Genomic DNA, 11552 nt, shown 5'->3' with positions numbered 1-11552 from the left:
GTCAGCTCCTCTTGAGCTTGGGATCGAGCGCGTCGCGCAATCCGTCGCCAACAAGATTGATGGCCAGCACTGTGACAAGGATTGCCAGGCCCGGGAAAGTCACCACCCACCAGGCACGCAGAATGAACTGGCGCGCTTCGGCGAGCATGGTGCCCCATTCGGGGGTTGGCGGCTGGGCGCCCAGGCCCAGAAAGCCCAGCGCCGCAGCATCGAGAATGGCACTGGAAAAGCTCAGCGTCGCCTGCACAATCAAGGGCGCCAGGCAATTGGGCAGAATGGTCTTGAACATCAGCCGCAAATGGCTGGCACCGGCAACGCGGGCCGAGGTTACATAGTCCTTGCCGATCTCTCCCAGCACGGCCGAGCGGGTCAGGCGCACAAAGTGGGGCTGCAGGACCAGGGAGATGGCTATCATCATGTTGAGCAGGCCGGGGCCGAGGATGGCCACCAGAACCAGCGCCAGCAGCAGCGAGGGAAAGGCCAGGATCAGGTCCATCAGCCGCATGAGCACCGTATCAACCCAGCCGCCGGCATAACCGGCAATCAGCCCGACAATGATACCGACGGTCAGTGATATGGTCACCACGACAGCGCCGATCAGCAGCGAATACTGCGAACCGTGAATCAGCCGCGACAGTATATCGCGACCCACCGCATCGGTGCCAAGCAGGAATTCGGGCCGCCCGCCTGGCAGCCAGGATGGCGGTGACAACAGGGCGTCGCGGTATTGCTGGATCGGCGAATGCGGCGCGAGCCACTGCGCGAAAATGGCCGTCAGCACCAATAGGATGAAGACGACGAGGCCGATGACAGCCCCGCGATTGACGGAGAAATAATACCAGAACTCGCGCAACTGGATCAGCTTGCTGATCTTGGGTGCGGCGTTCGGATCGGCGACGATAACGGGAGTGGACATGTCGCCTCCTAAGTGTGCCGGATACGCGGATTGATGAGCCCGTAGAGCACATCGACGATGAGATTGACCGCCATGACGATCAGGGCAATCAGCAGCAGGCCCGCCTGCACCACCGGATAATCGCGACGGGAAATCGCATCAATCATCCACTTTCCGATCCCGGGCCAGGAAAAGATGGTTTCCGTGAGGATGGCCCCCGCCATCATCACCCCGACCTGTAGACCGATGGTGGTGACCACCGGGATCAGCGCGTTGCGCAGGGCGTGTACGCCGATGACCTGATGGGGAGCCAGCCCCTTGGCGCGCGCGGTGCGCACATAGTCGTCACCCAGCACTTCGAGCATGGCCGAGCGGGTCTGCCGGGCGATGACCGCGAGCGGGATGGTGCCCAGTGTTACTGTTGGCAGGATGAGGTGGCGCATCGCCGAAACGAAGGCACCGTCCTGCCCTGAAAGCAGGGCATCGATGGTCATGAAACCCGTCGTTGCCGGGAAATAGTACAGCATGTCAATGCGGCCGGACACCGGAGTCCAGCCCAGCATGCCTGAAAAGAAGATGATCAGCAGCAGGCCCAGCCAGAAGATGGGCATGGAATAGCCGACCAGGGCGGTGCCCATCAGCGTCTGGTCATACCAGGAGCCGCGCTTGACAGCGGCGATGACGCCAGCCGGAATGCCGAGCAGGATGGCAAAGCTGATTGCGAAGAAGGACAGCTCAAGCGTCGCCGGGAACAGCGTCAGGAAGTCCCGGATCACCGGACGTTTGGTGGAAACCGAGGTGCCGAAATCACCCTGGAATATCCCCGACAAATAGCTCCAGTACTGCTCCCAGATCGGCCGATTATAGCCGAACTGCTCGAGCAACATCTGGTAACGTTCGGGGGATACGCCGCGTTCACCGGCGATGAGCAGCACCGGATCACCCGGCAGCACGCGAACGAAGGCAAAGGCAAGAATGGTTATGCCGATGAAGGTCGGCACAATCAGGAACAGGCGATTCAGAAGGAATCGGATCATTGATGCTATCCGTTAGCAGAGGACGGCGCCGCAGCGCCGCCCCCTTATCGTGAAAGGACCGATTATTCGGCGAGATCGACGCCGTCAAAGGCGTGCGTGCCCTTGGGGTCCATGACATAGCCGGTAACCTTGGTGCTCATTGGCATGAAGACGACCGAGTGCGCAATGGTCAGCCATGGCGCTTCGCGCTTGAACACAACCTGGGCTTCTTCATAGAGAGCGGTACGCTCGGCCTTGTCAGAAGTAATCTTGGCCTTCTGGATCAGAGCGTCGAACTCTTCATTGCACCACTGGGCGCGGTTCGCCGAACCAACGGCATCGCAACCAAGCAGAACGGCGAGGAAGTTGTCCGGATCACCATTGTCACCGGTCCAGCCGAGCAGCACGGCACCATCACGGTCGGGCAGCAGCGACTGGGAGAGGTACTCACCCCATTCCATCGAGACGATCTCGGCAGTAACGCCGATCGCCGCGTAGTCAGCCTGGATCAACTCGGCCATACGGCGAGCATCCGGGTTGTATGGACGCGACACGGGCATGGCCCAGACCTTCATCGAGAGGTTCTCGACGCCAGCTTCGGCCAGCATGGCCTTGGCGGCTTCCGGGTTGTACTCGTCGTCGACGATCGAGGTGTTGTACGACCAGATGGTCGGCGGGATCGGGTTGATGGCGGCGGTCGCGTTGCCCTCAAACACGGCATCGACGATGGCCTGCTTGTCGACAGCCATGTTGAGCGCCTTGCGGACGTTCACATTGTCGAACGGTGCCATGGTGGTGTTGTAGGCGAGGTAGCCCACATTGAGGCCCTCCTGCTCCATCAACTGCAGGCTGGAATCGGCACGGATGGAGTCGAGATCAGCCGGGTTCGGATACGGCATCACATGGCATTCGCCGGCCTGCAGCTTCTGCATGCGGACGGCCGGATCAGTGGTGATGGCGAAAACCAGGTCGTCGAGCGGCTGTACGCCACCCCAGTAGTCATCGAAGGACGAGTAGCGGATCGCGGCGTCCTGCTGGTAGTTGACGAACTCGAACGGGCCAGTGCCGATCGGGGCCTGGTTCAGCAGATCCATGGTGCCGGCAGCTTCGAGCTGGGCAGCATATTCGGCCGACATGATCGACGCGAAGTCCATCGCCATGTTGGCGATAAAGGGCGCTTCGGGACGGGTCAGCGTGAACTTGACGGTATAGTCGTCAACCTTCTCGATGCTGGAGAGCAATTCGCCCATCGACATCGAGTTGAAATATTCCCAGGAAATGCCTGCTGTATAGGCATTCCACGGGTGATCGGACTTCCACTGGCGCTCGAAGCTGAACAGCACGTCGTCAGCGTTGAAGTCGCGGGTCGGGGTGAAGGTGTCGCTGCTGTGAAATTTCACGCCCTGACGCAGGTGGAAAGTATATTCCAGGCCGTCTTCGGACACGTCATAGCTCTCGGCCAGGCCCGGCTCGGTGTCGGACGAACCCTTGGTGAACTGCACCAGGCGGTTGTAGATCGGACGGCTCGAGGCATCGAATGTGGTACCTGAAGTGTAGGGTGCCGGATCGAAACCCTCCGGCGAACCTTCCGAGCAATAGACCAGAGTTTTGGCTTGGGCCGCGCCGGCAGCGAGTGCCAGAACGGCCGTCGCGGCGAGCAGCGTTTTCATCAATTTCATGATTGTTGTCTCCCGAAAAGTTTTATGCACCCGGCTTGCCAACCAGGGCTTGAGGTCAACAAAGCCTAGAATCCGGGGGAGTGCAATGGGGGAGTTTGACCAATTGGTCAATCTGATGACGGAGCGAAGACGAATCCACAGGATTGGACGGTTATTTATCGAACCGTTCGGCTCGCCACCCACCGCGCTTGACCCGGCGACAGCGCTGGTGGTCCATACAGAGATGACCCAAACCATTGCAACCGTGACGCTCGTCGTCGCCGAATATGATGCAGCGATCAATTTTTATCGCGACCAACTCGGCTTTGCCCTGCTTGCCGATATCGAAATGGGTGGCGGCAAACGCTGGGTGGTGGTTGGGCCCAATAAGGGCGGCGGCGCCAGATTGCTGCTGGCCCGGGCCGATAGCACCCGACAGCACGGCGCCGTCGGCAATCAGACCGGTGGCCGCGTCATGGGATTTCTGGAGACCGATGACTTTGCCGGCGACCATGCAGGCATGCTGGCACGCGGGGTGAAATTCCTCGAAGCACCACGGCACGAGGCCTATGGTTGGGTCGCGGTGTTTGAAGACCTCTATGGTAATAAATGGGACCTCATCGAGCCGAAGGGCTGACATTTGACCTGACCCAGTTGGCCAGCAGGCGAACGAAACTCGACCCCCGCCGTTGAGACTGAGAACAGAAAAAGGAGTCGCCTCATGGATCGCCGCCCCCTTGGACGCAGTGAACTCGTTATCGAACCCCTGGTACTGGGGGGTAATGTCTTTGGCTGGACGGTGGACGAGGCGCAGGGTTTCAAGATCCTGGACGCCTATGTCGAAGCCGGGTTTACCGCCATTGACACGGCCGAAGGCTATCCCAACTGGGTACCAGGCAATCCACCCGGCATGAGCGAGACCATTATCGGCAAGTGGATGCGGGCCCGCGGCAATCGCGAAGCGGTGCATATTTTCACCAAGGTCAATTCAGCCAACAAGCCCGGCGGGCTGAGTGCCAAGGCCATCCATGATAGTGTGGAAGCATCGCTGAAGCGGCTGCAGACCGACTATGTCGACCTGTATTTCAGCCATTGGCCCGATCCCCAAACCAGCCATGAGGAAACCCTGTCGGCCTATGCTCCCCTGGTGAGCTCGGGCCGGGTCCGGGTGATCGGCGCCTCGAACTACACCAGCGACATGGTGCGGGCCGCGCACGAGACCGCGGTGATCAAATCCCTGCCGCGCTACGAAGTACTGCAGCCGCTATACAATCTGTATGACCGGGAGACGTTCGAGGCGTTGCGCGATGTGGTGCTGGAGGAAGATCTGGGGACCATTGTCTATTACAGTCTCGCTGCAGGCTTCCTGACCGGCAAATATCGCAGCAAGGCCGATTTCAGCAAGTCACAGCGCGGCGGCGGCATGGAAAAATATCTCGATGGCAAGGGCGAGGCGATCCTGGCCGCGCTAGATCGCGTGGCGGCGGCCAATGACGCGACACCTGCTGAAGTGTCACTGGCCTGGCTGGTAGCGCAAAAGGGCGTCACTGCCCCCATCGCCTCGGCGACCTCGGTTGAGCAGGTACAGAGCCTGGCCAAGGGCGTCCGGCTCAAGCTCAGCGACGCCGACCTGCAGGCCTTGACGGATGCCGGGCACTAAAACGGCGCCACCGGCCCTCCCCGTGTGGGGGGGGTCTCGCCTTCAGCCTACCATTGGAAATCAGGGCCATTGACGCGCGCGCCGATCAGAAACACGTCTGACATCAGGCGGAATGGCGTGGTGTCGACATCGCTTTCATGGCGGTCCAGCAGATCGGCAAAGTGATCGTACATGGCAGCGTATTCGCCATCGCCATGCTGCAGCACCACTGCATCATTGACCTTGAGCGTGCGCCCGCCCCCCTCAAGCTTGACCACGTCGCCCGTGCCGGTCTCGAAGCGAATGGTCCAGATCTCGCCGCTTTCCTCGAGCCAGTTGAACCCGGCTGACAGCTTTGGCTTATGGGCCTGAGCGGACTTGAAGGTGATGGCCACATCTATGGGTGTCTGCCGGTTGGCGGGGAAGGTCAGCGTGCTGGCTTCCACAAACACCGGATAGGGCATCACCTTGGTGAAGATCGAAAAGGCGTTGATGCCGGGATCGCAGACGCCGAACCCGCCGGGCTCCCAGACCCAGTCCTGGCCGGGGTGCCATTTGCGCACGCTTTCGCGCCAGTCGATCCGCGCCGCGGTCACGCCCTGCTCGGCCAGCAATGCCTTGGCCCGATCAACCGCGGCATTATACTGGCTGTGCCATGTCTGATACAGCACGCGATCGAGCCGCTTGGCATGGGCGATCAGATCATCGAGTTCGGCAATGGTGGTGGTGGGCGGCTTTTCCATCATCACGTCCTTGCCCGCGTCGAGCGCCTCGCGAACATATTGATGGCGAATGCCGGGCGGGGTGCAGATCGAGACAACATTGATTTCGGGCATTGCCGCGTAGAGTTCGGCCGGAGTCTTGAAAACCGGCAGGCCCTTATGGGCGAGGCCCCGGGTCGACACCGTCGCGGCCAGCTCGAAATCGGCGGAACCATCGATGACGGGCAGGTGCTGATCCTGCGCGATCTTGCCCACCCCGATAACGGCGATCTTGCGTTTGGCCATGGTCTGGCTCCTCCCGAAAAGTCGCGGCTATAGAACAGAGCCACCCCCGCTCTGCCAAGGGCATTTGTATGATTATTTTGGTGGTTGCCAGAGCTCGATGGGATTGCCCTCGGGGTCGTGGATGCGGGCAAATCGTCCGGTTTCGGCTGAATCCCATTCTGCGGGCCGGGTTTCGCTGGTGATCCCGGCCTCCAGCAGGCTCTGGAGCAGCGAATCGAGATCGTCGACGCGCAGATTGATCATCCACTGCCGCTCAGCCGGGAAATAATCGCTGTCGGCCTTGAAGGGCGCAAAGACCGTGGGGCCGGCCTCCTGGGTCCAAAAGCTCGGCAAGCCCAGATGCTCCTCGTACCATTTTGCCAGCGCTTGGGTGTCCCGGGCCCGGAAAAACACGCCGCCTATGCCTGTTGCTCTGCCCATCCCGACCTCCTGTTCTGCTGGAAGTCTAGTGTGGCGCCGGCGGGCTGGCTAGCGGATCAGGATGGCCCGGAAGTCGTTGACATTGGTGCCGGTTGGCCCGGTGACTAGCAGGTCGCCAATCGCCTTGAAGGCCGAATAGGCATCATTGTTGGCCAGCGCCGCCAGGGGATCAATGCCGGCATGGCGCAAACGCGTGGCCGTGCTGCCATCGACAAGTGCACCGGCATTGTCTTCCGAGCCATCAATCCCGTCGGTATCGGCGGCCAGTGCGGTGATATTGTCGGCCCCATCAATGGCAATGGCCAGCGCGAGCAGGAATTCACCATTGCGGCCGCCGCGCCCGTTGCCGCGCAGCGTCACCGTGGTCTCGCCCCCCGAGAGCAGAACAACGGGCTTGGCAAAGGGCCGGTTGCGGCTGGCGATTTCCTTGGCAAGGGCGGCGTGTACCTGGGCAACGTCGCGCGCCTCGCCCTCAATGGAATCGGAGAGAATGGCCGCTTCTACCCCCTGCTCTCGCGCCAGATCAGCAGCCGCCTCCAGCGATAGCGCGGCCGAGGCTATGGTACGTACAGTGTTGCGGGCCAATGCGGGGTGGCTGGCCAGGGGGGCCAAATTATCCTCGCTGGCCAGTGCATCTGCGGCGCGCGACGGCAGCGCGATGCGATAGAGCGAGACATATTTGCGGGCCAGCGCGCGCGTGCCGGTCAGCGGGATGGTCGGCCCCGACGCCACCAAAGCCGGATCATCTCCTGGCACATCAGAGACCACCAGGGTGGCGACGCGCGCTGGCGCACAGCGGACCGCCAGACGGCCGCCCTTGATGGCCGAAAACTGATTGCGCACCAAGTTCATGACCGAAATGGGCGCGCCCGATGCCAGCAGGGACCGGTTGATGGCCTGTTCGTCATCCAGTGTCAGGCCGGGCCCCGGGGCCGGCAGCAATGAGGACCCTCCCCCCGAAATCAGCGCCACGACCAGATCATCGGCCCCCAGGCCGGAGACCGTTTCCATGATGCGCCGGGCGGCGAGAAACCCGGCCTCATCGGGCACGGGGTGGGCGGCCTCGACGATTTCGATATGTTCGCAGGCCTCTGCATAGCCGTAGCGCGTCACCACCAATCCACTGAGCGGGCTATCCCAGGCCTGTTCGAAGGCTCGCGCCATCTGAGCCGAAGCCTTGCCGGCACCGATGACCACGGTTCGTCCCTTGGGACGGTCGGGCAGGTTCTGGGCAACAGCCAAGGCCGGCTGCGCCTGGGCAACGGCAGTTCGGAACATCTGCTCAAGCAGGGTGGTTTGCATGGTTTCTCTCGGCTTGCGATTCGCGACGGGCGCGGGTAGCCAGCTATAAGAGCATGGCCAGTGTCAAATGCCCGACACATACTATGGCTAGCGACCGGTCAAGGAGTTCCGATGCCAGAACGATTCGCCATATACTATGCCCCCTCCGCCACCAGCCATTTATGGGAGCGGGCGGCAGCATGGCTTGGCCGCGATTCCAGCGACGGCAAATTGCTCAACGGCCCCCTTGCCGGCATTGATCGGGATCGACTGCTGAACCTGACCCAATCGGCCAACCGCTATGGCTTTCACGCCACCCTGAAGGCGCCGATGGCATTGGTTGATGGCGCCGGTGAAGCCGATTTGCGTGCGGCAATCACGGCCTTTGCCAGCGAGCATGCACCGCTTGATCTGGGTAAGCCGCGACTGGCGTCACTGGACGGCTTCCTGGCGCTGCTGGTCGATGACAATGAAGCGCTGCAGGATTTCGCAGCGCATGTGGTGGAGCGGTTCGACATCTTCCGCGCGCCCATGACCGCCAAGGACCGGGCTGCGCGCGCCGGCCGCCACTTGAGCGCTCGCCAGACTGAACTGCTCGATGCCTATGGCTATCCCTATGTGTTCGACGAGTTTCGTTTCCACATGACACTGACGGACCGGCTGGCTGACGCCGATCGGGTCGAAATCATGCAGGCGGCCAAGACCTGGTTCAATCCGGTGCTGGAGGAGCCGCTGCTGCTGGACCGGCTGGCACTCTACCACGAGCCCGATACCGGCAAGCCGTTTGTCCGTCTGGCCGACTTCAAGCTGGGTCACAGCGCATGAGGGGGGGCGCGTTTCGCAATGGCCGAATCGTGCTGGCTGACAGCGTGGTCGAAGGCAGTCTGAGCTATGCCGACGGCGTCATAGCGGCCGTGTCGGAGGGCGCCGCCACAACCGGGGTGGATCTGGAGGGTGATTATCTGATCGCCGGGCTGATCGAACTGCATACCGATCATCTGGAGAATCACTACCGCCCCCGCCCCGGCGTATTCTGGGACCCGCTGGCATCGCTGCACGCCCATGACGTGCAGATTGCCGGCTCGGGCATCACCACGGTATTTGATGCCGTCCGCATCGGCTCGGATAGCGACGTACCGAACATGGCGCCGCATATCGAGGCCCTGACCGGCGCCATTGCCAGTGGCCGACGGGATGGTTGGCTGCGGGCCGAGCATTTTGTGCATTTGCGGTGCGAACTGCCCAGTCACGACGTGCTGGAGCATTTCGAGGCCTATGCGGCCCATCCGGAAACCCGGCTCGCCTCGATGATGGACCACACGCCAGGTCAGCGCCAATTCCAGTCGCTGGATGCCTATAAACAATTCTACCAGATCGGCAGGACCGAGGAAGAACTTGAGCGCTATATCGAGGCGCGGCTGGCCGATCACGCCCGCTATTCGGCGGCTCATCGCAGCCATATCGTCCGGCGCGCGCAGGAACTGGGTCTGGCACTGGCCAGCCACGACGATGCGACTCTGGCCCATGTCGAACAGGGTGTTGAGGACGGCGTGGCGATCGCCGAATTCCCCACCACGCTGGAGGCCGCGGCAGCGGCCCATGATGGCGGCCAGGCCATCTTGATGGGGGCGCCAAACGTGGTGCGTGGCAGATCCCATTCTGGCAATGTCTCGGCAACCGATCTGGTGCGGGCAGGCCTGTTGGATATTCTGAGTTCGGACTATGTGCCCTTTGCCATGCTGCAGGCGGCCTTCAGGTTGCCGCAGCGGGTGGAGGGCATGACACTGCCGCAGGCCCTGGCCATGGTCACCGCCAATCCGGCCAAAGCCGCAGGGCTGGTCGACCGGGGCGAAATAGCCATCGGCAAGCGTGCCGATCTGGTGCGGGTGCGGGTGATCGGCGGCTTGCCAGTGGTGCGGGGCGTTTGGCGACAAGGCGTAAGGGTAAGCTAGGTCATGGCGCGGCGACCACTCGGTTCGCTGGTTCTGGTCGTCGGCCCCTCCGGGGTCGGCAAGGACACCCTGATCAAGGGCGCCCGACACGCTCTGGCCAGTGACCAGCGCTTCGTCTTTGTGCGGCGCGTGGTGCGCATGCCGGCAGGCATCGAGGTCGAAGAACATGACGCCATCGAGCCCGGCGCGTTTGACAGTGCCGAGGCCGTCGGCCGATTTTGCCTGTGCTGGGACGCCCATGACCGGCGCTATGGGCTACCGATCAGTGTGGACACCGATCTGGCGCTGGGCAAGGTCGTGGTTGCCAATGTCGCGCGCCATGTGGTGGCCCAGGCGCGCACCAGATATCCCGCCTGTTCGGTTGTGCTGATCACGGCCGAGATCTCACGGCGTGCCGAGCGGCTGATCCAGCGCGGTCGCGAAAATGGCGACCAAATCACGGCGCGCCTGGCCCGTGAAAGCCCAGCCGTGCCCAGTGGCATCAACCCCATCATCATCGACAATTCGGGAGGGGTGGCGATAGGTGTCACCGCCTTTGTCATGGCGCTGCGCACCATCGCTGCACAGGATTAACACTGCGGTGAACCAATTGGTCTGTCCCGCGTTGTTGTGAGTTGAACAAGCGTCAGGAGTTTTCTATGAGCCGCAATGGACTATATGCCGTGATCGCAATCTTGCTCATCGCGGTGGTCGGCTTTGCCATTTACAGCTATCAGCAGCAGCAAGCCCAGCCGGGCATTGAGGTGCGGGTAGATGAGCAGGGGATTTCCATCGATGGCAATGGATGATGGCCCGCGCCGGAGCGCCATAGCGACGGCCATTGAGGCCGAATTGAACCGGCAGGCCCACACGGATACTGCACGGATTGATGTCGACGCCCTGGCGGGCGCGGTCGATGAGGCACTTGATCCACCCCCGCCGGCGGCAGAGGGCAAGCGCCCCGACGAGCTCAACGCCACCAATGATGATTGAAATCCCGCCGCTACCATTCGGGTCTGCGACGCCGCTCCATTAGCAGAGCGCCGCAGATCGCGATTCGCACATAGCTGATCAGGCGGCGTCGGCGCCGTTCTTGCGCACAGCCTGGGAAACGGCGAAATGCGCCTTTTCGACCGTGTCGAATTGCTGCCCATCAATGGCAAAGGCCGGCAGCTTGACCGCGAGAAACCGATAGCCATCGGCATGCGGCACGACCACTCCAAGTGGCTCACCGCCGACTTCAATAACCACCGGCTTGTGGGCCTTGGCCTTATCTAAATTGCTTTCCTGCATGATCAAATCTCTGCTTGCGCGTCGGTGCAACGTGGCGGGATGGGCATGCTCTGCACCATCCGACCGGCGACACTGGGGGTTTATCAGACTTGTGAGTCGAACGAGTGACGGATCACATTCGTTTCGAGTGACAGCGTCCCAGCCAGCGTTTTACGCTTTGCAGTTTGGTGCGTACGAGAGCCGAACCGGCATGGATGGTGAAGGTAGTTGATGGTGTCATCTTCATTCCTTTCCTGCGGGTTGGCGACGGCACAACATCGGCGATTACCGATGCAACACGGAGAACATAGGCCCGTTTTCTTGGGAATACTAGCGCACCAAGCACCAATGAGCGCCAAAAATCAGGAAAATCCTGCTCGACTTTCGTTGCAGAACGATAATTGGACACAATCGATCCGGTTTTGCCAAACTT

At 61.6% G+C, this 11552-nt stretch carries 15 protein-coding genes; 7 read left to right on the top strand and 8 right to left on the bottom strand.

The genetic code is table 11. The features are described 5' to 3' along the window. Position 1 precedes the first annotated feature (1 nt). The 3 genes from ABFY71_RS04905 to ABFY71_RS04895 form a co-directional block, all read right to left on the bottom strand. Positions 2-916 carry an ABC transporter permease subunit gene (locus ABFY71_RS04905; RefSeq protein ID WP_305582924.1) on the bottom strand — a complete coding sequence of 305 codons (915 nt, stop codon included), beginning with the start codon at positions 914-916 and terminating at the stop codon, positions 2-4. Between the two features lie 8 nt (positions 917-924). Further along, positions 925-1932 (bottom strand): ABC transporter permease subunit, encoded by a 1008-nt coding sequence (locus ABFY71_RS04900; RefSeq protein ID WP_305582926.1) that lies wholly within the window; start codon positions 1930-1932, stop codon positions 925-927. A 62-nt stretch (positions 1933-1994) separates the two neighbouring features. Continuing rightward, the gene (locus ABFY71_RS04895; protein ID WP_347944922.1) at positions 1995-3590 is read right to left on the bottom strand and encodes an ABC transporter substrate-binding protein; all 1596 of its coding nucleotides are present in this window, start codon (positions 3588-3590) and stop codon (positions 1995-1997) included. A gap of 223 nt (positions 3591-3813) precedes the next feature. On the opposite strand from ABFY71_RS04895, the gene ABFY71_RS04890 reads away from it, so the two are divergent. Together ABFY71_RS04890 and ABFY71_RS04885 are read left to right on the top strand one after the other, a co-directional pair. Then, on the top strand, positions 3814-4206 hold the full coding sequence (locus ABFY71_RS04890) for a VOC family protein (RefSeq protein WP_347944921.1): 393 nt from the start codon (positions 3814-3816) through the stop codon (positions 4204-4206). Between the two features lie 84 nt (positions 4207-4290). Further along, positions 4291-5229, top strand: a complete 939-nt coding sequence (locus tag ABFY71_RS04885; protein ID WP_347944920.1) for an aldo/keto reductase — start codon at positions 4291-4293, stop codon at positions 5227-5229. A 47-nt stretch (positions 5230-5276) separates the two neighbouring features. On the opposite strand, the gene ABFY71_RS04880 is transcribed toward ABFY71_RS04885, so the two are convergent. The 3 genes from ABFY71_RS04880 to ABFY71_RS04870 all read right to left on the bottom strand — a co-directional run bounded on the left by ABFY71_RS04880 (position 5277) and on the right by ABFY71_RS04870 (position 7937). Continuing rightward, entirely contained in the window at positions 5277-6215 is a 939-nt protein-coding gene (locus ABFY71_RS04880; protein WP_347944919.1) for a Gfo/Idh/MocA family protein, read from the bottom strand. A gap of 72 nt (positions 6216-6287) precedes the next feature. After that, positions 6288-6635 (bottom strand): VOC family protein, encoded by a 348-nt coding sequence (locus ABFY71_RS04875; protein WP_347944918.1) that lies wholly within the window; start codon positions 6633-6635, stop codon positions 6288-6290. Positions 6636-6683: 48 nt separating this feature from the next. Continuing rightward, the gene (locus ABFY71_RS04870) at positions 6684-7937 is read right to left on the bottom strand and encodes a glycerate kinase type-2 family protein (protein WP_347944917.1); all 1254 of its coding nucleotides are present in this window, start codon (positions 7935-7937) and stop codon (positions 6684-6686) included. 111 nt (positions 7938-8048) lie between these two features. Between ABFY71_RS04870 and ABFY71_RS04865 the strand changes: the two genes are divergently transcribed. From ABFY71_RS04865 to ABFY71_RS04845, 5 genes are all read left to right on the top strand, one after another. Beyond that, positions 8049-8741, top strand: coding sequence for a DUF1045 domain-containing protein (locus ABFY71_RS04865; RefSeq protein WP_347944916.1), 693 nt, complete (start codon positions 8049-8051; stop codon positions 8739-8741). After that, positions 8738-9868: an alpha-D-ribose 1-methylphosphonate 5-triphosphate diphosphatase gene (locus ABFY71_RS04860; protein WP_347944915.1), complete on the top strand. Its 1131-nt coding sequence runs from the start codon at positions 8738-8740 to the stop codon at positions 9866-9868. The genes ABFY71_RS04865 and ABFY71_RS04860 overlap by 4 nt, the downstream gene beginning before the upstream one ends. A 3-nt stretch (positions 9869-9871) precedes the next feature. After that, entirely contained in the window at positions 9872-10441 is a 570-nt protein-coding gene (phnN, locus tag ABFY71_RS04855; RefSeq protein ID WP_347944914.1) for a phosphonate metabolism protein/1,5-bisphosphokinase (PRPP-forming) PhnN, read from the top strand. Between the two features lie 65 nt (positions 10442-10506). Next, positions 10507-10656, top strand: a complete 150-nt coding sequence (locus ABFY71_RS04850) for a hypothetical protein (protein WP_305582946.1) — start codon at positions 10507-10509, stop codon at positions 10654-10656. Beyond that, entirely contained in the window at positions 10643-10840 is a 198-nt protein-coding gene (locus ABFY71_RS04845) for a hypothetical protein (RefSeq protein WP_305582948.1), read from the top strand. Before ABFY71_RS04850 ends, ABFY71_RS04845 begins: the two co-directional genes overlap by 14 nt. A gap of 78 nt (positions 10841-10918) precedes the next feature. Here ABFY71_RS04845 and ABFY71_RS04840 read toward each other — a convergent pair whose 3' ends face one another. Then, a complete protein-coding gene (locus ABFY71_RS04840) occupies positions 10919-11140 on the bottom strand; it encodes a hypothetical protein (protein ID WP_305582950.1) in 222 nt (73 codons plus the stop codon). A 112-nt stretch (positions 11141-11252) separates the two neighbouring features. Next, positions 11253-11528 (bottom strand): hypothetical protein, encoded by a 276-nt coding sequence (locus ABFY71_RS04835; protein ID WP_347944913.1) that lies wholly within the window; start codon positions 11526-11528, stop codon positions 11253-11255. Between the last annotated feature and the right edge of the window lie 24 nt (positions 11529-11552).

It is taken from the genome of Devosia alba (genome assembly GCF_039938915.1).
Taxonomy (GTDB): Bacteria; Pseudomonadota; Alphaproteobacteria; order Rhizobiales; family Devosiaceae; genus Devosia; species Devosia alba.
The sequence above is the reverse complement of the archived record's forward strand: the minus strand, read 5'-3'. Positions and strand labels throughout refer to the sequence as shown.

Excerpts from the sequence above, each read along its gene's own strand:
- ABFY71_RS04875 (WP_347944918.1), bottom strand. The coding sequence starts at position 6,635 with ATGGGCAGAGCAACAGGCATAGGCGGCGTGTTTTTCCGGGCCCGGGAC.
- ABFY71_RS04885 (WP_347944920.1), top strand. The coding sequence starts at position 4,291 with ATGGATCGCCGCCCCCTTGGACGCAGTGAACTCGTTATCGAACCCCTG.
- phnN (WP_347944914.1), top strand. The coding sequence starts at position 9,872 with ATGGCGCGGCGACCACTCGGTTCGCTGGTTCTGGTCGTCGGCCCCTCC.
- ABFY71_RS04840 (WP_305582950.1), bottom strand. The coding sequence starts at position 11,140 with ATGCAGGAAAGCAATTTAGATAAGGCCAAGGCCCACAAGCCGGTGGTT.
- ABFY71_RS04845 (WP_305582948.1), top strand. The coding sequence starts at position 10,643 with ATGGCAATGGATGATGGCCCGCGCCGGAGCGCCATAGCGACGGCCATT.
- ABFY71_RS04900 (WP_305582926.1), bottom strand. The coding sequence starts at position 1,932 with ATGATCCGATTCCTTCTGAATCGCCTGTTCCTGATTGTGCCGACCTTC.
- ABFY71_RS04880 (WP_347944919.1), bottom strand. The coding sequence starts at position 6,215 with ATGGCCAAACGCAAGATCGCCGTTATCGGGGTGGGCAAGATCGCGCAG.
- ABFY71_RS04860 (WP_347944915.1), top strand. The coding sequence starts at position 8,738 with ATGAGGGGGGGCGCGTTTCGCAATGGCCGAATCGTGCTGGCTGACAGC.
- ABFY71_RS04850 (WP_305582946.1), top strand. The coding sequence starts at position 10,507 with ATGAGCCGCAATGGACTATATGCCGTGATCGCAATCTTGCTCATCGCG.
- ABFY71_RS04890 (WP_347944921.1), top strand. The coding sequence starts at position 3,814 with ATGACCCAAACCATTGCAACCGTGACGCTCGTCGTCGCCGAATATGAT.
- ABFY71_RS04870 (WP_347944917.1), bottom strand. The coding sequence starts at position 7,937 with ATGCAAACCACCCTGCTTGAGCAGATGTTCCGAACTGCCGTTGCCCAG.
- ABFY71_RS04865 (WP_347944916.1), top strand. The coding sequence starts at position 8,049 with ATGCCAGAACGATTCGCCATATACTATGCCCCCTCCGCCACCAGCCAT.
- ABFY71_RS04905 (WP_305582924.1), bottom strand. The coding sequence starts at position 916 with ATGTCCACTCCCGTTATCGTCGCCGATCCGAACGCCGCACCCAAGATC.
- ABFY71_RS04895 (WP_347944922.1), bottom strand. The coding sequence starts at position 3,590 with ATGAAATTGATGAAAACGCTGCTCGCCGCGACGGCCGTTCTGGCACTC.